19 protein-coding genes, 1 tRNA gene and 2 pseudogenes are annotated in these 20,038 nt (G+C 42.8%); 14 read left to right on the top strand and 8 right to left on the bottom strand.

All coding sequences use genetic code 11. The annotated features are described in order from the left end of the window. The first annotated feature begins 3 nt into the window (after positions 1-3). Positions 4-1,251: a glutamate-5-semialdehyde dehydrogenase gene (locus J5O05_RS06745; RefSeq protein ID WP_208844129.1), complete on the top strand. Its 1,248-nt coding sequence runs from the start codon at positions 4-6 to the stop codon at positions 1,249-1,251. A 145-nt stretch (positions 1,252-1,396) separates the two neighbouring features. Here the strand turns inward: J5O05_RS06745 and J5O05_RS06740 are convergent. Then, a tRNA-Ala gene (locus J5O05_RS06740) sits at positions 1,397-1,472 on the bottom strand. A gap of 361 nt (positions 1,473-1,833) precedes the next feature. Here J5O05_RS06740 and J5O05_RS06735 point away from each other — a divergent pair. Both J5O05_RS06735 and J5O05_RS06730 read left to right on the top strand, forming a co-directional pair. Continuing rightward, positions 1,834-2,238: a hypothetical protein gene (locus J5O05_RS06735; protein WP_208844128.1), complete on the top strand. Its 405-nt coding sequence runs from the start codon at positions 1,834-1,836 to the stop codon at positions 2,236-2,238. Beyond that, complete coding sequence (locus tag J5O05_RS06730; protein ID WP_208844127.1) at positions 2,231-2,761, top strand: prolyl-tRNA synthetase associated domain-containing protein; 531 nt, start codon at positions 2,231-2,233, stop codon at positions 2,759-2,761. Before J5O05_RS06735 ends, J5O05_RS06730 begins: the two co-directional genes overlap by 8 nt. Before the next feature lie 33 nt (positions 2,762-2,794). Here the strand turns inward: J5O05_RS06730 and J5O05_RS06725 are convergent, their stop codons facing one another. Continuing rightward, entirely contained in the window at positions 2,795-3,940 is a 1,146-nt protein-coding gene (locus tag J5O05_RS06725; RefSeq protein ID WP_208844126.1) for an MFS transporter, read from the bottom strand. A gap of 195 nt (positions 3,941-4,135) precedes the next feature. On the opposite strand from J5O05_RS06725, the gene J5O05_RS06720 reads away from it, so the two are divergent. The 4 genes from J5O05_RS06720 (at position 4,136) to J5O05_RS06705 (ending at position 7,185) form a co-directional block, all read left to right on the top strand. Next, positions 4,136-4,675 carry a DUF2058 domain-containing protein gene (locus tag J5O05_RS06720; RefSeq protein WP_208844125.1) on the top strand — a complete coding sequence of 180 codons (540 nt, stop codon included), beginning with the start codon at positions 4,136-4,138 and terminating at the stop codon, positions 4,673-4,675. 101 nt (positions 4,676-4,776) lie between these two features. Then, positions 4,777-5,100 carry a c-type cytochrome gene (locus tag J5O05_RS06715; protein WP_208844124.1) on the top strand — a complete coding sequence of 108 codons (324 nt, stop codon included), beginning with the start codon at positions 4,777-4,779 and terminating at the stop codon, positions 5,098-5,100. Positions 5,101-5,233: 133 nt separating this feature from the next. Continuing rightward, positions 5,234-6,001 (top strand): class II aldolase/adducin family protein, encoded by a 768-nt coding sequence (locus J5O05_RS06710; RefSeq protein WP_208844123.1) that lies wholly within the window; start codon positions 5,234-5,236, stop codon positions 5,999-6,001. Between the two features lie 8 nt (positions 6,002-6,009). Continuing rightward, entirely contained in the window at positions 6,010-7,185 is a 1,176-nt protein-coding gene (locus J5O05_RS06705) for a mandelate racemase/muconate lactonizing enzyme family protein (protein ID WP_208844122.1), read from the top strand. 78 nt (positions 7,186-7,263) lie between these two features. On the opposite strand, the gene J5O05_RS06700 is transcribed toward J5O05_RS06705, so the two are convergent. The 4 genes and pseudogenes from J5O05_RS06700 to J5O05_RS06685 form a co-directional block, all read right to left on the bottom strand. Continuing rightward, positions 7,264-7,890: a hypothetical protein gene (locus tag J5O05_RS06700; RefSeq protein WP_208844121.1), complete on the bottom strand. Its 627-nt coding sequence runs from the start codon at positions 7,888-7,890 to the stop codon at positions 7,264-7,266. Positions 7,891-8,247: 357 nt separating this feature from the next. Further along, positions 8,248-9,880 (bottom strand): annotated as a pseudogene (locus J5O05_RS06695) (methyl-accepting chemotaxis protein). 135 nt (positions 9,881-10,015) lie between these two features. Then, positions 10,016-10,718 (bottom strand): annotated as a pseudogene (rsuA, locus tag J5O05_RS06690) (16S rRNA pseudouridine(516) synthase RsuA). 48 nt (positions 10,719-10,766) lie between these two features. Next, entirely contained in the window at positions 10,767-11,096 is a 330-nt protein-coding gene (locus J5O05_RS06685; protein ID WP_208844120.1) for a 5-carboxymethyl-2-hydroxymuconate Delta-isomerase, read from the bottom strand. A 68-nt stretch (positions 11,097-11,164) separates the two neighbouring features. On the opposite strand from J5O05_RS06685, the gene J5O05_RS06680 reads away from it, so the two are divergent. The 6 genes from J5O05_RS06680 to J5O05_RS06655 all read left to right on the top strand — a co-directional run bounded on the left by J5O05_RS06680 (position 11,165) and on the right by J5O05_RS06655 (position 16,177). Then, positions 11,165-11,653 (top strand): CreA family protein, encoded by a 489-nt coding sequence (locus tag J5O05_RS06680; protein WP_208844119.1) that lies wholly within the window; start codon positions 11,165-11,167, stop codon positions 11,651-11,653. Beyond that, positions 11,653-12,447: a hypothetical protein gene (locus J5O05_RS06675; RefSeq protein WP_208844485.1), complete on the top strand. Its 795-nt coding sequence runs from the start codon at positions 11,653-11,655 to the stop codon at positions 12,445-12,447. Before J5O05_RS06680 ends, J5O05_RS06675 begins: the two co-directional genes overlap by 1 nt. Continuing rightward, the gene (locus J5O05_RS06670) at positions 12,440-13,066 is read left to right on the top strand and encodes a LysE family translocator (protein ID WP_208844118.1); all 627 of its coding nucleotides are present in this window, start codon (positions 12,440-12,442) and stop codon (positions 13,064-13,066) included. Before J5O05_RS06675 ends, J5O05_RS06670 begins: the two co-directional genes overlap by 8 nt. Positions 13,067-13,095: 29 nt before the next feature. Next, complete coding sequence (locus J5O05_RS06665; RefSeq protein ID WP_208844117.1) at positions 13,096-13,578, top strand: gamma-glutamylcyclotransferase family protein; 483 nt, start codon at positions 13,096-13,098, stop codon at positions 13,576-13,578. Between the two features lie 65 nt (positions 13,579-13,643). Then, positions 13,644-15,158 carry a serine hydrolase gene (locus J5O05_RS06660; RefSeq protein WP_244369963.1) on the top strand — a complete coding sequence of 505 codons (1,515 nt, stop codon included), beginning with the start codon at positions 13,644-13,646 and terminating at the stop codon, positions 15,156-15,158. A 98-nt stretch (positions 15,159-15,256) separates the two neighbouring features. Continuing rightward, the gene (locus J5O05_RS06655; protein ID WP_208844115.1) at positions 15,257-16,177 is read left to right on the top strand and encodes a histone deacetylase family protein; all 921 of its coding nucleotides are present in this window, start codon (positions 15,257-15,259) and stop codon (positions 16,175-16,177) included. A gap of 32 nt (positions 16,178-16,209) precedes the next feature. Here J5O05_RS06655 and J5O05_RS06650 read toward each other — a convergent pair whose 3' ends face one another. Further along, on the bottom strand, positions 16,210-16,509 hold the full coding sequence (locus J5O05_RS06650) for a DUF4144 family protein (protein WP_208844114.1): 300 nt from the start codon (positions 16,507-16,509) through the stop codon (positions 16,210-16,212). A gap of 75 nt (positions 16,510-16,584) precedes the next feature. Here J5O05_RS06650 and J5O05_RS06645 point away from each other — a divergent pair, with 75 nt between their 5' ends. Further along, positions 16,585-19,104 (top strand): EAL domain-containing protein, encoded by a 2,520-nt coding sequence (locus J5O05_RS06645; RefSeq protein ID WP_208844113.1) that lies wholly within the window; start codon positions 16,585-16,587, stop codon positions 19,102-19,104. Here J5O05_RS06645 and J5O05_RS06640 read toward each other — a convergent pair. Further along, positions 19,077-19,892, bottom strand: a complete 816-nt coding sequence (locus J5O05_RS06640) for a DUF2797 domain-containing protein (RefSeq protein ID WP_208844112.1) — start codon at positions 19,890-19,892, stop codon at positions 19,077-19,079. The genes J5O05_RS06645 and J5O05_RS06640 overlap by 28 nt on opposite strands. Positions 19,893-20,038 lie beyond the last annotated feature (146 nt).

The following is a 20,038-nucleotide window of genomic DNA, read 5'->3' as shown; positions in this document are numbered from 1 at the left end:
GACGTGAGTTTAATCAAAGAATTATCAAAAGGTGCTGCGAAAGCAGCGAAGAAACTAGCTTTGTTATCTACAGCACAGAAAAATCGAGTATTAAGCGCAATGGCGCAAGGATTACGTGAGCAGCAAGCCACCATCCTAGAGGCAAATAAGCTTGATTTAGATGCTGCGCACAATGCTGGACTTTCGCCCGCAATGATAGACAGATTGACGCTTACACCCGATAGAATTGAGGCGATGGCGCAAGGTATCGAGACTATCGTTTCGTTGCCCGATCCGGTTGGCGCGACACGTGAACTATGTACTCGTCCAAATGGCATTCATATCCGAAAAATGCGCGTGCCGCTCGGTGTGGTGTGCATGATTTATGAGGCGCGACCGAATGTTACTGCTGATGCGGGAGCTTTGTGTTTTAAGTCGGGTAATGGCGTTATTTTACGAGGTGGTAAAGAGGCATTACAAAGTTCATTAGCGATTGCATCTGTGCTTCATCAAGTGCTCGAAACTCATGGCGTGCCTAAAGATGTTATTACCGTTGTTCCAGATCCAGACAGAGCCTTGATGATGGAACTAATGCAACAAAAAGACTACATCGATCTTATTATTCCCCGAGGCGGTGAAGGGCTAATTAATTTCGTTACAGAGAATAGTACCGTGCCGGTGATCCAGCATTTTAAAGGCGTATGTCACCTGTATGTCGATAAAGAGGCGGATCTAGACGTTGCACTCTCGCTTTTGCTAAACGGTAAAACACAGCGGACAGGGGTTTGCAATGCGCTGGAAGGGTTGTTAGTACACGGTGAAATTGCCGCGGCGTTTTTACCGCTTGTGGCGCAGGCTTTGGCAGATAAGCAGGTCAAAATTAACGCGTGCCAGAGGTCGTCTAGCTACTTTGAAAATGCGACCATTTTAGCTGATGATGAATTTGGCGAAGAGTATCTTAGCTTAGAAATTGCCGTACGTATCGTAGATGATTTTGATGCAGCATTAGACCACATTGATGCGTTTGGTAGTCATCATACCGAAGTGATTTGCACGACAAACGCTCAAACAGGAGCATTGTTTCAACGTAGCGTTGATGCTTCCGTTGTGATGGTTAATGCCTCGTCTCGTTTTTCGGATGGTGGAGAGTTGGGGCTTGGAGCTGAAATTGGTATTGCGACGAGTAAACTTCACGCGTATGGACCAATGGGGCTTGAATCGTTGACCACGGAAAAATATTTAGTTGATGGTGAAGGCCAAGTGAGAAGCTAATTTATGGCGTATTTGCAGTATCGGGGCATTGCTTCGGTATTGCAAATGGCTGTAACTATCAAAATAGAGTAGGAAATAGAAATGATTAAATCTTGATATTTATCGTGTGGAGTTTAACGTTTAGAAATGACTTTAGAGTGGAAAGTGGTGGAGCTAAGCAGGATCGAACTGCTGACCTCCTGCGTGCAAGGCAGGCGCTCTCCCAGCTGAGCTATAGCCCCACATTCCAGTCGGTGTTCTTTATCAGAATCACCTGAAGACGTTGCGCATTATAAGAATTTATCAAAAAGCGTCAAGCCCCTAAATTGAAAAAATACTAATAAATTGAAAAATAGCGTTCTTTTGGTGATTTAATCATCAATTGGGCCGTGCTCATTCCAATTTTTGAACCAAACTAACAGTGCCATGGACAAACAGTTTAGGTTCTGCATTATCCATGGGTCTTGATGGCGTTCAGCTCATTTTGCCCACGTTAAGGCAAACTTGTGTACAATGCATACGAGTAACATCGATCGTCTAGTAGAAACGGCGATTGAAAAAGATAATATCTCTACTGTTTGGTAGCCAAATAAAGCAAAAATAATGAATAAGTTAGTTAAAAACATCCCTTTATTTTTAATCACCCTGATACTGAGTGCCTGCGCGGCAAAGCCTGAGGCGCCTAAATACCAAATAGAAAACGAGAAGTTTTATCAACGAGGTGTCGACGGTGGTCGTACCGAGTTTGTGTTTATCGTCACCGTAGCGGCGACGCCAGCTTTGACCTTTGCCAATGGTCAGCCTTCAAATCAACGTGAAATGCGAGCCTTTATTGAACATGAGCGTGTTGAAGATTCACCTGCACTTAAAATTGAACTCGAAGAGGAAGCTGTTCGTCGACTGAAGCATACGCTTCAAGATAGACAAATTTGTCGTCAGGGGCATAAAATCGACCAAGTGTTTTGGCGCGACCGCAGTGTACAACTACGCGGTGGGTGCTATGAGTAGCCCTCAAGCACTGCTTGAACAGCACCCAAATCGTCCTTTACTTTCAAAGACTCTACATGACCTTGGGATTGAGTGGTTATGCTATGAACATCCTCCACTCTATACGTGTGATGAAGCCGATGCATTAGGACTTAAACGAGACGGGACTCGCATTAAAAATTTATTCTTGCGGGATAACTATGGGCGAGCGCATTTTCTATTGCTCACTCATGCTGAAAATCAAGTCGATTTGAAATCATTGTCCCGCCAATTAAACTTATCACGGCTCGGATTTGCCTCATCAGAACGTTTAATGCGGTATCTTAAAGTGAAGCCCGGGTGTGTATCGGGATTGTCACTATTCAATGATGAAAATCGCTCTGTGGAGCTTTGGATAGACCATGCACTTTGGTGCGATGCTGAATTGTGGCAATGCCATCCATTTGACAATCACTTAACTTGGGTTCTAAAAAAAGCAGATTTAGTCCGCTTTTGGACACATCTGGGCTACGAACCAAAGTTAATCGAGCTACCAACCTTTTAATTCATTCAAACGCGTATCTCTAACCTGCACTTTTTACAGACTCTGCACGTTGTCGGTTTTCTCTTTAACCTGTGTAATACACCATGTGCCAAGCAGACACACGAATGTCAATGTTAGTAAAAAGCCATGGGTACCGAAGTGCTCAAAAGCAAAACCAGGAAGAAACGAGCCGAGTGCACCACCGCTGTAATAAAAGGAAACGTAAGCGCCATTTGTCACCGTTGACGGGGCTTGGCTGAGGTGATTGGCAAATCCCGCTGCCGTTGTATGGATCATAAACATTGCCATACAGAATAACGTAAATGCAGTGATAAAGAGCCAAAATGAAGGAAACTGCATGACCGTGAGCGTCATGACATAAAGAATAAAAATCCAGAAAATAAACACCGCTGCACTAGGGCATTTTTTTACTATCCATGGGCTTGCCACACTGAGTGCTGCACCGACTAAATAGCCGGTATAAACCAGACCCACATCTTTCGGATCGGTGATAGCAAAAGTATCTTGTAAAATAAATGGTAAGAAATTCATTAATCCAGCAAAACAGAAGAACATGCAAAAAACCGCAAGATAAAGCGAGATAAGCGCGCGGTTTTTGAGGGGGCGCAAATAGTCCTTTGGCGAGTTAGCGGCCTTTATTTGTGCTTGATGATTGCTCGGCTTGATTAAACAAGACAGTAATACGAGCAGCACGGCAATAACATAATAAAAACTTTGCCAGTCGAGCATCGATGCGAAGCTGGCGGATAACACTCGACCTAGATACCCTCCAAGAATGGTACTACCGATGTACAAACTCATGTTCTTATGAAGCGCCGTACCTTGGTAACGCATACCAATGTAGCCCGTCATACTGGTTAACGCAGCAGGTAATAACAAGCCTTGAATAAATCGAAGCCATTGTAATAGATAAAAGCTATCCACGTGGACAAAGAGTAGACAGGATATTGCAAGCCCAACCATGGTCATCTTAAGAACTAACAACACGTTTCGTTTTGCTAAAAAGAGCCCATATACGATTGGCGCAATGGCTAGGGGAAGCATGGTGAGCGACATTAATGAACCACTTTGTGCCGGCGATACATTAAAATTACTACTGAAAAGAACTAGTAGCGGTTGCGGTGCATAAAGAACAAAAAAAGTTACAACCGAACATAGCAACAATAATACAAGAGGCATGAGGGACTCGGTGTTCTGAATTGCGCAATATCTTACCTAAATTCAAATTTTTTCGCTTAGAATATCTGATAAAATTTTGCGCTAAATCACAGAATTAAATGTAATAGCTGGTAGATTGATAGGCGCTGCTACTTCTAATAATGAATCTGCCTGTTTACAATGTACGTATAAGCGAATACAGATTGGAGTATCACAATGGGTTCTCTTCAAGAACAATTATTGAAAGCTGGGCTAACTACAGCACACGATGCGCGAGTCGCGAAATCTGAAAAACGTAAACAGCAAAAGAAAAAGAAAAAAGGTGCAACGAGCGAACAAAGTGATTTGCAAAAGCACATCGAGCAAACCAAACTCGAACAACAGAAAAAAGCGCAAGAGCTTAATGAAGCTAAAAAAGCTGAGCTGAAAGACAAAGAGCAAGTAGCGCGAGCCAAGCAAATTCTTGAGCACCATAATCAAGAAGAAATTAAAGGCGATTCCGTATTTAATTTTGCGTACGAGGGCAAAATTAAAGAGTTGGATGTCAATGAGGCTACACGTAAAGCACTGTCAAAAGGGCGTTTAGCAATTTGTGTGCTTGAAGGTGCGTTCTATGTTTTACCCGATGAGCCAGCACGAAAAATAGCTGAAATTGACCCAAGTTATATTGTGGTTCATGCGATTAATGAGAACGATAAGCCAGCGGAAGACGATCCTTATGCGGATTATGAAATTCCAGATGACTTGATGTGGTAGACACCTGAATTGCAGTTCCTAAAATGCTGATAAATAGCATATTGGTACGCTTGGTCTACACTCAAACAGGATTTAACGTTAAACAATAAGAGATAGGAACAATGAGCAAGATTAAATATTTAGTACTTGGTACTGCACTTTCAATGTCTGCATTCGTTTCAACATCAAGCCAAGCGGCAGATGGTGCAGGTTTGTATACTGCAAAAATGTGTCAAACGTGCCACGGTGCGGAAGGTAAAGCGCCAATTATGGACTCTTATCCAAAGCTTGCGGGCCAGAATAAAGATTACTTAGTCCAACAAATGAAAGACATTAAGTCAGGCGCTCGAAACAACGGTATGGCAATGGCAATGAAAGCCATGGTTGCAAATGTTTCTGAAGAAGAAATGGCCGCGATTGCTGAATATCTATCACAATTAAAGTAATCACAGCAGTGTAATTTAAAAAGAAAACCATCGCATAAGCGATGGTTTTTTTATCCAGAGATTGAAACGTAAACTTTTCTATTTTAGACTTCTAAACATCCATTTGGATGTGGAACACAGAAACGGAGTGATCATGTTTGAGCTGCCTAAATTTAGTCTTAAAGGCAAAGTAAGTGACGAAGAGTGGCAACTACGCGTAGACCTAGCTGCGTGTTATCGCTTGGTGGAGCATTTTCGATGGGGCGATTTGATCTATACCCATATGTCTGCACGTGTACCTGGAACAAACCAATACTTAGTCAATGCATTTGGACTCAGCTTTGATGAGGTTACTGCGTCTAATCTAGTTAAAGTGGACCTCGATGGTAACATTCTGGAAGACTCTCCATATTCAATAAATCCAGCAGGTTTTACTATCCACAGCGCAATACATGAAGTAAGAGAAGATGCACATTGTGTAATTCACCTTCATACAAAAGAAACCATTGCAGTCGCTACACTAGAATGTGGTTTATTACCCCTGAGTCAGCACGCGATGTTCTCGTTACCGTCATTGTCCTATCATGGATATGAAGGTTTAGCGGTGAATGAAGCCGAGAAGGCTCGTCTACAATCGGATTTAGGTACGACAAATCACATGCTACTGGTGAATCATGGGGGGTTAACCGTAGGTCCTACCGTTGGTGATGCGTTTATGCGTTTTTATGATTTACAACGCGCCTGTGAAATTCAAGTGGCAATTATGGCTACCGGTCAACCCGCGGTGCCGGTGCCACAACCTATAATCGATAATATTTATAATCAAGCGAACGTGGTTCACAGTGGTAGTACTGGTGGACAGCTTGCGTGGCCTGCCATGCTCAGAAAGGCGTATCGTTTAGACCCAAGCTTTGCTGAATAGGAGCAAACATGAAAGTAACTCGCGTCGAAGTTTTTGATATCCATTGTCCTGATAGACCACAGTGGACACCCGTTTTTGTCCGTATTCATACTGATGAAGGCATCTCTGGAGTGGGTGAAGCCGGTCTTGCCTATGATTTAGGCCACAGTGCTGCTGCTGCGATGATTAAAGAAATGGCAGAAGCGTTTCTAATTGGCCATGACCCATTCCAAACCGAGTTACTTTGGTCTCGTATGCTCCGTGAAAGTTTCTGGGGTTTAGGTGGGGGTCCAGTTATTTATTCTGCCATGAGCGCCATCGACACGGCTCTTTGGGATATTAAGGGTAAAGCCTTAAACCTACCGGTTTACCAACTGTTAGGCGGTAAAGTGAACGATGAATTGCGTACCTACGCATCACAGTTGCAGTTCGATTGGGGTCCTGAGTTTAAGAAACTAATTCGTCCTGAAGAATACGCAGAGGCGGCGTTAAAAGCGATAGCCGAAGGCTATGACGCGGTGAAAGTTGACCCAATCATGTACGATAAAGACGGTAATACTTACTACGACCGAACGAAGCTGATTTCACGCACGGAAATGAAGCTTTACCGTGCACGTATGCAGGCTATCCGTGAAGCCGTTGGCGATGAAGTCGATATTATTTTTGAGTGCCACAGCCTTCCTGGTGCGACTTCGGCGATTCAAATAGGTCAGATTGCGGAAGAATTCGATTGTATGTATTACGAAGAACCAGTGAATTACCTTAATCATTCGTTACACGATAAGGTGGCAAAAAAGGTCAATGTACCTCTAGCTGGTGGTGAGCGCTTGTATAACCGCTGGGCATTCCGTCCTTACTTTGAAGACCAAAGTATTGACATATTACAACCCGACATTGGTTTATGCGGTGGTTTTACTGAAACGAAGAAAGTATGTGATTACGCGGATATCTTTGATATTCGTATCCAAGCACACGTTTGCGGTGGTCCAGTTGCAACTGCGGCATCTTTACACCTTGAATCTGCAATTCCTAACTTCTTGATTCATGAACATCACACGTATGCAATCAAACAGTGGAACAGGGAACTGTGTATTCAAGATCCTCAACCAGTAAACGGTAAGTTTAAAGTGTCTGATTTACCGGGTATTGGAATTGAATTAAACGATGAAGTCGTCATGCGCTCACCGAGAGTTGAGATAAAATAGGTATTCACTTAAAAAGGGGCTTTAACGATGCCCTTTTTAATATGGAAAGCTGACATTAAGGTTTCGAAAGGGCAATACTTAGCGAGAGCCTTTCGGCTTTAACGATGGAAGTATTTTATATTTATGTTCACAGTGTGATTCATAAAGCATGTAGCCAAGAATGCTAGCTGATATTGAAAGCATTAAATAACCAGTAATGTCATAAGTACTGAAGAAAAACTGTACCTTGTAGCCTAAACCATTCCTTAGATAATTTTCAATTAACGCGCAAAATACTTTTATCGTGGAAAACAGTAATGCCCATGGAAATACTGTATCAGCAAGAGTGAGTTGCGGTTGATAGTCTTTCCAAATTTTTTGTTGTAACTCTACTCGCATAACCATAGGGATTAGAGCGATAAGGCTTATAACAAATTGGACGCCGAATATTATCGTATTTTGCATCAAACGGTCTTCATCGCTTGATGTAAGTGATATCAATCCCAAATTGAAAATCAGAACTTCCAGAAAAAAAGGAACGAACGCTAAGAAACCGATAAAAGCAGTATCTTTGTCTCCTAGTTTATAAGCGTATAGGGTCACTAGAGCGACAAAGCCTAAATATGCTCTCAGAAAATAAAATGGAAGGTGAAGCATTGCAAAAAATACTACCGTGGTAGCAACGACCACAGGTAGTATTTTAGAAGCGTGATGACGCTTATCCATATGCGTTGAAGTAGCTTATGGCTTATCAGGTGGAACTACTGTGCCGCCTGCAATTTTCTTACACTCGTTAAGCGCTAATTGTTTCATGATCATATTCCTTATTTTAGTTCAATCTTCTAATTTGCTCCAAAGAGCATAGCGTTCCAATACAAGCATACTACAATGGTTTTGCTATCCGACAAACTGTAAAATCGAGCTTGCTCAATTTCCCCAAGTCGGTAACTACTTTTTACCCCACCGTTAAATAAAAGTAAATTAAAAATTAAGCTGAGATTAAGATTAATTTCACAGTTTATCATTAGATATGGAGGTTTTTATCCCCCATATCTTTGAAAAAACTAATGATTTATTCTAGAGTTAACATTCAAATTTGGTTATTTCATGTTCGAGTTGATGTGTTAAATTTTTAATACTGTCAGTTGCGGTATGGGCTTGCTGCGAGACACGAGCCGTCTGGGAGGCTGTATCTGAAATTGTCACTACCCGTCTTGCTGTGTCTTCGCCAGCATCAAGCTGTTCTTTTGCTGCAATCGCGATTTGATGACTCATCTGAGAGATTGCACTCAATGACTGTGCAACTTTGCGGAGTTCTTCACTGGCCTTTTTCGACATCGAAACGGTTTTTTCGCTCGTGCTAATACTGGTTGCGACGGATGTTTTTGCTTCTTGAGTCGCAGATTGCAACTTACCTATCATGGTACGGATTTCTTCTGTACTGGTTTGGGTGCAGCTGCGCGAGTTGCCTTACTTCGTCGGCGACCACCGCAAAACCACGTCCTTGTTCACCAGCCCTAGCAGCTTCAATCGCTGCATTGAGTGCAAGTAAATTCGTTTGTTCAGCAATGCTTTGAATAACACTGAGTACATTTGCAATATTATTAACTTCAGAATCCAGTACTTGGATGTTATTACCAGCGCTGTCAATTTGTTGCTCTAGTAACGCGATTGTATTCGACGCTTCAGTTGTTAGCTTGTCCGCATTTTGACCTTGGCTTTCAGCCTCTTGAACTGAGTAGGCCGCTTGTTCTGCGTGTTCAACGACCGTTTGTGCCGATGCTGTAAGTTCGGTAATAGCAGAGGCAACCATTTGCGTTTCATCACTCAAGCTGCGAGTTAAGTGCTCAAGTTCAGTTGAGCGAGATTCGCCATCATGACTTTGTACTTGCAAGGTATTGCTTGCTGATTTGATCCCTTCAACAACACCTCGCAGACCTTTTTGCATGTACTGCATTGCTGCAATAATGCTGTCATCGCGAGCTTTAGATGCGTCAATAGGAGAGCGTAGATTGCCTCGAGAAATTTGTTTAACAATAGTGAGTACTTGATCAAGTTCACCACCTAATTTATTGGTGATCCCAAGACCAAATCGCGCAAGTACAAATGTCATCGCCACAGCAATAGCAAGAGATAGGCCAAGCAGCCAACTTGCCGTATTCCAGTAACGCTCATCGACTTCTTTGTAGCTTATGCCTGTGCCAATATACCAACCAAATACAGGTGTTTTCTGCACTACAGAGGTAAGATCGACCACTTCGCCATTGCGTTCAGAGTTCCAATGATAAGTAATAATTTGATCCGTTCGACTGCCGACTAAGGTTTTTACCATTTGGCCGATGCTGTTTCCACTTGCATCTTTAAAATCATTGAAGCTTGTACCGTGTAATTGTGGATCATGTGGCGTTGCCACAAAGTTCATTTTCTCATCTACGGCATAGACGTACTCGGAATCTTTGTACTTATTTTCACGAAGTATTTGAGTGGCAAATTGCTTTGCCTGTTGTTCAGATAGTTGTCCAGTTTGGACGAGTTTTTCGAATTGCTCTACCACATTAACTGTGCTTTTCATCAACTGGTTAATACGTTCAATATTGTCTGATTCACTCGCCACACGGAGTGATTGAAGACCAAAAACGGCAACCAGTAGCAATGATAAGAAAATTGCTGCAGCGAAAATTACTATTTTTATTCTTAAAGAGAGTCCCGACAGCACAATACGCCCCTTTTAAATGATGCCCAATTACTATCTATCACGAAATTCGTATCGATGTAACTAAGTTATAGATCAAAGAGGCTTATTTTGAGGTGATTTTTACTCAAGTTTGTGCTTAATATCGGCACGTTTGCATTAATAATGCAATATTTCGTTTTCAGAGAGTAGGCGGTACTGGCCTTCTTCCAACTGTTCATCAAGTAAAATAGAACCAATTTTTTCTCTATGGAGGCTCTACAACTTTATTTTCTACAGCAGCGAGCATCCGCTTAACTTGGTGGTACTTGCCTTCGGAAATCGATAGACGTAACTGATAACTGGCTAACTTTTCAACTATTGCAGGTCTAGTTAATTCACGTTCACCGTGTAATTGCACGCCATCACGCAATTGTTGTATCGCTTCATCAGAAATCGGGTCTCGTGTTTCGACTAGGTAAGTTTTAAATTTTTCATGTTTAGGAGAGGTTATCTTGTGCGACCAATCACCATCATTGGTAATTAAAACAAGACCTGTAGTATCAATGTCGAGTCTACCTGCAACATGAAAATCCTTTAAGTTTGGTTCGTCGAGCAAATCAAAGACCGTTGGGTGCATTTCATCGCTGTTTGCGCAGACGTATCCCTTTGGTTTGTGGAGCATAAAATAGCGTTTACCGAGATAAACGAGTTGTTGGTCCTTCCAAAGAACTTCATCACTTGGAGATATACTGACATCGAATTTAGACACGACTTCACCATTGACTTTGGCGTATCCGCGCTTTATGCCACCGCGTACTTTCGTACGTGGTGATTCGATTAAATGACTGACAAATTTGTCCAAGCGACAAGGAAATTTCATTAGTTTTTCTCAATTACAAAAAAGATAAAAAATTCCAAAATATTGGAATTATTGTTTTCGGTAGATCTCAGGCAACAAATCATAGACGTGAACACTCAAGCTATAACTCGTGTCACAATAAGTTGCAATGCAATTTAAAAGCGCTTCGCTCAGCTTTTGCTTTTGCTCGGTGCTTCTACCTTCCATTATGTGTGCTTGGATGTGAATAAAACCTTCAATATTTTGGGCAAGTGCATAATGTTGGTAGCTCGGCGCGCGGGTTTTAACCGTTGTTGGGTCAAAAAGGTCTGTGGCAATCGCGGCTTTATGTACACGCTCGACTAATACTTGTGGCAATATAGGTAGATGCTCTGAGTGCTCTATGATGATATGAGGCATAACGGAAGACACTTCGTAAATTTGCGACAAGTTTAGCAAGCTTATGGCTGATGCAAAAGGAATCTAGAATGAGAATTTTTGAAAAACAGATGAAAACCGCACTTATGATGAGTGCACTCGTTTTATTAAGTGCGTGCAGCGACGATGCGGCGAAAGTAAGTCTTGGTTTGTTTACAACGAAAGACGTCATAGTAAGTGGCTGGACGGACCCCAAAGTAACCGGGGTGACTTGTCATGTCAGTCATATTGAAGCCAATTTGGATTTTGCGGATCCGTCCGACATGTCGATTGCGTGTCGTCAAACGGGACCAATTACGGCTGAGCAAATGAGCCAAGTTAAACTTGGCAACTCGGGCGAAGTGGTATTTAGTACGTCTAAAAGTGTGCTGTTTAAGTCGCTCAAAGTGCGCCGTGTATACGACCCTGAGAGTAAAACGTTGCTGTACATTTCGTACTCAACAAAAGAAACGTCAGGAAGTCATCATCACGCGCTTTCAACGGTGCCGTTGTTTGGCACGGATGCGTGGGATTGGGCCTCAAGCCAGGTAAAAAAATGATACTCGACTTATTCACAAAAAAACCGTTAATTGATGACGATGAATTGGCGTTTATCGCCGACACTTTTGTATGGGCGGCGACCCATCTCGACGGTGAATATTTTTTGCATGAGACACAAATTATTACGCCATCAGGACAATTTTTTCCTGAACAAGTCAGTAGTATCGAAGAAATGGCAATAACGGTATTTAAACGCGTGGTGGATTATGCTGGATTGTCTCATTGGCCGCTCACGTTAGTCTCGCCTGCAGATGCCCGAGCACAAACCTTGCCGAGATTACAGGTCACAAATCGACTCCGTGGTAGTCGAAGTGAGGTTTATTCGGAAAATGGCGCATTGATTCCATTTTCATTTAATCCTCAACAAATTAACCAACCTGAAGACTTGGTCGCAAGTTATGCTGTTGGTTTAGCCCATCTACTAGTCGCAGCTGTGAATCAGCAACAAGGTGCTCTGCCACCTGGCGGGCCAGAAAAATTACCACAAGCTTGCGATGTCATCGCTGTGTTTCTGGGCTTCGGCGTCATGTTAAGCAATACGGCCTATCAATTTAAAGGCGGATGTGGTTCTTGTTATAATCCGTACGCAAACAGACAAGCTGCGCTAACAGAAGCACAAACGGTATTTGCGCACGCATTAATTTCCCATTTTAAGCCTGAACAACGTTCGAATACCTATTTAAAACCGCATTTGCGAGGGCAATTTAAACAGGCCAAATCACAGCTCAAACGTTATATGAACACCTCGTCTCACCCATTATTGCTTGCTATGGAGTCAAAGCAACATGCTTAGTTATTTAGATGAATTTTTTCTGATTGTTATCGCTCATTTTTTTGCAGTGGCAAGTCCAGGTCCTGATTTTGCAATCGTACTAAAGCAAAGTGTGCAGCATGGTCGCAGTAACGCACTTTGGACCAGTGCAGGTATCGCGCTTGGTATTTTTGTCCACGTTGCATACTGTCTGCTAGGCGTTGCGGTGGTATTAAGCCAATCGGAGAGCTTATTCAACGCGTTAAAATATTTAGCTGGTGCGTATTTGCTCTACATTGGCATTCAAGCATTGCGGGCAAAAGCAGCAACAGGGCCGTTGGAAGAAATAAAACACGATGATAAGCAGGAATCTGCATTTATTGCGTTACGTCGAGGGTTTCTCGTGAATGTGCTCAACCCGAAGGCAACGCTCTTTTTCTTGTCTTTGTTTACTTTAGTTATTAGTGCGGATACTCCCTCATCAATTCAAGCTATTTACGGCTTGTATATGGCCATTGCGACATGGGCGTGGTTTTCGGGATTATCGATGGTTTTGAGTAAGCCTAATGTTAGGCAGTTCTTTCATCGAGCCGGACACTGGTTTGACCGAGGTATTGGTGTGATATTGGTGGGATTAGCGATTCGTGTGGTCGCCCAATAACATGGAAAAACGCTACTTGAATTTCGCTTATGGCTCAAACATGGCAAGAGACTCGGCTCTTTTCTCGCTTTCCGAATGCAAAACGTGTGTCGATTGCTAAATTAGACAATTGGAAGCTGACCTTTCGTATGCTTGCTGTTGATGGTTCAACGAAATGCGATATTGAGCCATCAAGTGGTGAGCGGGTCTTTGGTGTCGTGTATGCATTAAGTGAATCAGAAAAGCGCTTACTCGATGCGATAGAAGGTGAACGTTACGAATGTGTAGAAGTCTGCGTTTCAACGCAAGATGGACAACATCTAAACGCATTTGCCTATGTTGCGAATACACATAATGATAAGTTGAAGCCTTATTCATGGTATTTAAACCATGTAATACAAGGTGCCTATGAGGCTCAAGTTTCTGATTCTTATATGGCGATGTTAAAACAAACTCCTGTTCAAGAAGACCAAGACAAACTACGAGCAAAAAAAGAATGGTCAGTTTACGAGATGAATGAGCAGGGAAAGTAGTAAGGTAAAACATGAAAATTGGCACTCAGTCACTCAGTCGAATTGCATTAGGCGCATGTCTCGCGATGTCGAGTTTAAGTACGTCTTGGAACGTGCAAGCCGCCGTCAACGTAGGTGATGTAGACATCGCCGTTAAAGCCGCAATGAAAGCGTTCAACATTCCAGGCATCGCAATTGGTGTGGTTGAAAATGGCAAAGTGGTTATGGCAAAAGGATATGGTGTCACGCATCTTGAGACACAAGCGCCAGTTAATGAAAATACTTTGTTTGGTATAGCCTCTAACTCAAAAGCGTTTACTGCAACTGCTTTAGCGATGTTAGTGGACGAAGGTAAATTAAATTGGGACGATAAAGTTATCCAACATTTGCCTGAGTTTCAGCTCGCAGATCCCTATGTAACCCGTGAAATGACAATTCGAGATCTACTAAGTCACCGCAGTGGATTAGGTCTTGGCGCGGGCGACTTAATGATTTGGCCTGATACAAACAAGTCAATGAAAGATATCTTGGCGGGCCTTAAATATCTAAAACCCGTTTCAAGTTTTAGAACGCAGTACGCTTACAACAATTTGATGTTTGTAACAGCCGGGGAAGTAGTCGCACGAGTATCAGGAAAGCCTTGGGCAGAGTTTATTGAAACACGCATTTTGGCTCCACTTAAAATGAACAATTCCCACGCCGGATTTTCAAGGATCCCAAAAACAAATAAAAACTTCGCCACAGGTCACGTTCCTTATGAAGGCAAATTACATCCATTTTTTGTCGATTATCTTGAAGACTTTCAAGGAGCAGGGGCGATTGCGTCAAGTGCTAAAGACATGAGTCAGTGGTTACTTACTCAGTTGTCACATGGTGTTGCCCCAAGTGGAGAGCGAATTTTTACCGAAGAGCAACAACAGCAGTTATGGCAACCTCACATTATGCGTACGGTGAGTCAAAGAGATTTTGAAAGTACACAACGACATTTTGTTGGGTATGGTCTTGGGTTTGCGATGGAAGATTACTTTGGTTTGAAAAAGTTAGGCCACGGTGGTGGGATTTTAGGTATGGTATCGCATGTTGCTATCATTCCTGAGAAACAGCTTGGTGTTGTTATCTTGAGCAATCAACAGGCGTATCCCGCACTCGCGGCAATAGCGAATGAAGTCTTTGAAGATGCACTGAAACTCGAAGACAGAGACTGGGTTAGCGAACTGAGCACAAGCTATAAAGAGAAAAAACAAAAAGCCTACTCTGCGCTTTTACCAAAACCTATTGATGTGGTTCAAGCAAGTCTCCCAACGGAGTTTTATACCGGCACATTAAAGAGCGACTGGTATGGTGATGTGGTCATCGAAAAGTTGGACAAGACGCTTCGCATTGATTTTACCCATACGCCACTGTTAAAAGGAATGTTGCAGCATCGTTCAGGTCACACGTTTCTTGTGAAATGGGATCAGCCATTGTTGGAAGCTGAAGCCTTTATCACGTTTGAGGTCGATGAAAACCAAAAGGTAATTGGTGCAAAAATGAGGTCAGTTAATAACGATATTACTGATTTTAGTTTTGATTTTCACGACTTGGATTTAAAAGCAAAGTGACGTATTGCTAGCGTTACTTCGTCAGCCAAAAGTAGCAAAGCGTTCACTGTAGCGCTTTGCTACACTGCTCGTATTGCCACAGCCAAGGATTTGCCTTTATGCGCACCGCGATAATTACTCATCCTCTTTGCCGCCGACATAAAATGATTGCGGATCATCCAGAATGTCCTGAACGACTCGATGCAATATCAGATCGTATTTTAGCCTCCGGATTAGATTTATCCTTGCTTCACAAAACGGCACCAAAATGCTCGATGGAAGACATAACCTCTGTCCACAGCAAAGCGATGGTCGAGCAAGTGATTAATACACTGCCTACGGAAGGTCTCGCTTCACTCGATGGGGATACGTGGTTATGTCCAGATTCCTTTAAAGCAATCGAACGTGCAGTCGGCGCTGGTATTATGGCCGTTGATGGCGTGTTGGCTGGTGAGTTCGATGCGGCATTTTGCTCGGTAAGGCCTCCGGGCCACCATGCAAATCAAACGAGTTCTTCAGGATTTTGTGTGTTTAATAACTTGGCGATTGCGGTAAAACATGCGCAACAGTTAGGGGTTAACCGTATTGCTATTTTAGACATCGATGTACACCACGGAAATGGGACGCAAGATATCTTTCATGATGATGAAAACGTTCTGTTTTGTTCATTGTTTCAATACCCATTCTACCCAAACACTCCGATTGAAAATAATGAACATATCGTCAATTCACCGATGAAGATTAATAGTAATGGTGCGGACTTGAAACAGGTTGTGACTAATGATTGGTTACCTAGATTACGCGAATTCCGTGCAGAGCTCATTTTTATCAGTGCAGGCTTTGATGCCCACCTTGAGGATGACATGGCAAGCCTTGCTTTTGTCGAGGCGGATTATTCGTGGTTTAGCGAGGTAATTGCAAAACTTGCCAAAGAGTTTGGCTGCAAAGGGATCATTTCATTTTTGGAAGGTGGGTATGAGCTGTCGAGTCTTGGGCGCAGCGTAGCCGCACATCTACGTGCGTTGGTTGAATGTGAGTAATCACATCGCAACCTCTTTGTTCGTCTGGATTGCTAGTGCGTTTGGAGTAACGCAAACGCTTCTTGAACGTTCGTTAGCGTAATTTTTCCAACGCAGCAATGCCCATCTTGTACTAAGGATTGTTGCACCAAACACGTCAGTTCTGCCATTGACAGTGCAGGTAAGGCATCCCCTTTTAGACTAAAGTTGCAACCGTCAATGGTGATGATTCTGTAGCTTTCTAACTCTTTGTCTTCAATATAAAAAATCTCACTCTCAAAGGTTTCTTGATCTTCAATGAGTTGTATTTCATGACTCGAAATGAGCAATAGTGGGTACGAATTTGTGCTCATAAATTGTTCTCAATCAAAGTATAAAGACTTAGCCCAAGTATACTCGATAAGATGTGTGATACGCGAGGGTTGCTAATGAAGTCAGGTGATACGAGACAACTAAAAATCAAGGACGTGTTATCTAATCAGTTATTAACATGTGATGTGTCAACGCCGTTGATTGATGCAGTGCACATGATGCGTGGCAAGAACGTAAGTTCAATATTTGTCACGGATAATGACTTAATTGTGGGAATTTGGACGGAATCCGATTGTGTACGTATTGATTTCGAAGACCCCGATTTCGCATCTCGGCCAATTGCGTTAAACATGGCATCGCCAGTTCATTCAATCAACGTTGACAAAACATTGAGTGAAGCGACGATTAAATTTCATCAACTGGGCATTCGGCACCTGTTAGTCGTTGATAAGTTTAATACGCCCTGCGGCGTGGTATCTTTATCCGATATTGTGCGTAATCAAGGGCTTGATCACTATTTGCACTTTAGGCCTATAGACGCTCATTTTGAGAAAAATGTACGTATTCTTGATAGCGAGCAATGTCTTTCGGATGCGATACATTTGATGCGTGAAACCAAGATGACGGCCGTGCTTGTATACAATCAGCAGAAACAAGCTTACGGCATCATCACACAGCGCGATATTGCCTACATCATTCTCAATCCGGATTGGCGCAAAGCTTGTTGGGAGATCTGCAGCTACCCCATGCTACATGTGACACCAAAAGACTCCTTGTTTGACGCATATCGTTTAATGACCACGAATGCAATTCGTCATCTTGTCGTGAAAGATCCTGAAACAAAACAGGTACTTGGTCTACTTGCTCTGAAAAATGTATTGACCGAAATCGAAACCGCTTACTGCAGCGAATTGGAAAAAGTGTTGGTACAACGAGACCTTGCGCTTCAGAAATCGGAGAAAAACCTCTATCTTGCAAATCGTATCATCAATGCCTCATTGGATGGCATCATGATTACGCGCAGCAATGGCGAAATTATTCAAATAAACCCTGCGTTTAGCGCTCTTACGGGGTATCAAGATTATGAGGTGTTAGGTAAAAAACCGAACTTACTCAGCTCAGGTATTCACCCTGCGGAATACTATGAAGACATGTGGGGGGCTTTGCGAGAAAAAGGTGTTTGGCAAGGTGAAATCTGCAACCGTAAAAAATGCGGAGACATCTATGTTGAATGGCTGACAATTATTGAGATTAATGAACCTTACAGCGATGATGTACTGTACGCCGCGATTTTTAGTGATATTACGGAGCGCAAAAACGCCGAAGAGAAAATCGTCCGTTTAGCGTATTTTGATGAGTTAACAGGTTTACCCAACCGTAGATTGTTCAATGATCGACTTTCTATGGCGCTGGCTGCAGCACATCGTGAGAAACAGAAATTGGCGGTCATGTTCATTGATTTAGACCGATTTAAAGAAGTAAACGATACACTTGGACACAGCGCAGGTGATGAGCTTCTGGTGCAAGTCAGTGAACGTATCAAGCGAATTTTACCAGAAGGAGACACGCTCGCCCGCCTGGGCGGTGATGAGTTTGTGGTACTGTTGACCGAAGTGAAAGCAATTGAACTCGTGGTCAATTTCGCAAATCAGATTTTGAGTGAATTAAGCAATCCTTTCAGCATCGCCGGTATGAATGTCGGCGCAACAGCCTCTCTTGGCGCGGCAATTTACCCTGAAGATGGCTTGGATAGTGAAGCGTTACTTAAACATGCTGACGTGGCCATGTACCGCTCTAAAGAAGTCGGCCGTAATTCTTTCCAACTCTATAAAGCGTCGATGAATGCGCGTTCACTCGAACGGTTATCGATGTTGAGTCGATTTCAAAATGCGTTGGAATATGATGAATTTGAACTGCATTATCAGCCGTTAGAATGTTTGAGTAGTGGTCAGATTTTAAGTGTTGAAGCCTTGGTTCGTTGGCGCGACCCGAATCTTGGGATGATTTCTCCGGCACATTTCATCCCACTTGCTGAAGAATTAGGCTTGATTATCAAGCTAGATAATTGGGTAATCGATAAGGCCTGTAAGCAATTCAAAGCATGGCGAGATGCAGGTACGAATATACATCGCATCGCCATCAATGTGTCTGCACAACACCTGTGCCAAGGCAATCTGGCTGAGACAGTAGCTCAGACCCTTGAGAAGTATGGGATTGATGGCCGGAATCTGGAAATTGAATTAACCGAAAGCAGTTTTGTGAGTAACTTTCATGAAGCAAAAGTGGCGTTAAAGCGTTTAAAAATGCTCGGGGTGAGTATTGCTTTGGATGATTTTGGCACGGGCTACTCGGCACTCAGTTACCTCACAAAATTACCTATCGACATTCTGAAGATTGATGCCAGCTTTATTGCAAAAATTCCAGATGAATACGGCAACAGTGAGATCGTGAGTGCGATTGTTGCGATGGCGAAAGCTCTTAATCTGCGTGTTGTAGCGGAAGGGGTGGAGAAAGTGGAACAGAAACAATTTTTACAAAAGTTAGGTTGCCACACGAGCCAAGGGTACTTGTTCTGCAAGCCCCTTAGCGCCGATGATTGGGAACGATTTTATTCGCAGTGGAAAGCCACCTCATAAGAGGTAAATTTGCGAATATTAATCACGCCAGTATCAAAAATGAGGTACTGGCCTTTAATACCTTTTAGTATACCGCTTGCAACTGGGTCTTTATCAAAGTTGAACGAGGTTAGTTTTTGTGCGCTTTCAAGCTTTGGATAGTTTAAATCCACTACTTCTTCGTCAAGAATTTCGATGGCGCCCTCACCGTATAAGGTATTTAATTCACTAATCTTTGCCTCTATCTGTGGTAAAAGCTCAGCTGCGGCTTGTTTTAAATCCACGACATAGGTGATGTCTTTCAACATATTACGCCAATTGGTTTTATCTGCGATAAATTCAGCCAAGGCAACTTCAACTAGGCCTGATTGCAAACGAGTGTTCACTTTCATAATTGGTAAAGCCTGAGTAGCTCCTTGATCTATCCAGCGCGTTGGAATTTGCGTGTGGCGGGTGATCCCGACCTTGAGACCCGATGTATTCGCGAGGTAAACGTAATGTGGGATCATGCAATTTTGCTCTCCCCATTCGGGTTCTCGACACGTACCTGCATCAAAATGACAAGTTTCAGGCTTCATGATACACATGTCGCAACTGGCCAGTTTTTTCATGCAGACAAAACAGTGACCTTGTGAGTAACTTTTCTTTGTTTTTTTCCCACAGTTACAGCAATAGATATTTCCCGAAAACGTTAATGTAACGTGTTTTCCAATGTGTTCGTTTAATGAGATAAGCTCTTCACCAAGCGGAAGAAAATAGTGAATTGGTTTGGTGTGTTGCGCTTTGAGTTTACTCAGCGTGCCCTGCATGTTTTGCCCCTAAATACAGTGGTTTGCCAGCTCAATCGTACTGTTTCTTTAAGACATAAAGAAACAGGGCGATTAAACTCGATTCATTGCTATCTAAGCACCGTGTTCTGCCTACATAGTATTAAGGAAGGCAGTCTAGCACATCC

The organism is Pseudoalteromonas xiamenensis (assembly GCF_017638925.1).
Classification (GTDB): domain Bacteria; phylum Pseudomonadota; class Gammaproteobacteria; order Enterobacterales; family Alteromonadaceae; genus Pseudoalteromonas; species Pseudoalteromonas xiamenensis.
Note: the sequence above shows the minus strand (reverse complement) of the source record. Positions and strands in the feature narration are given on the sequence as shown.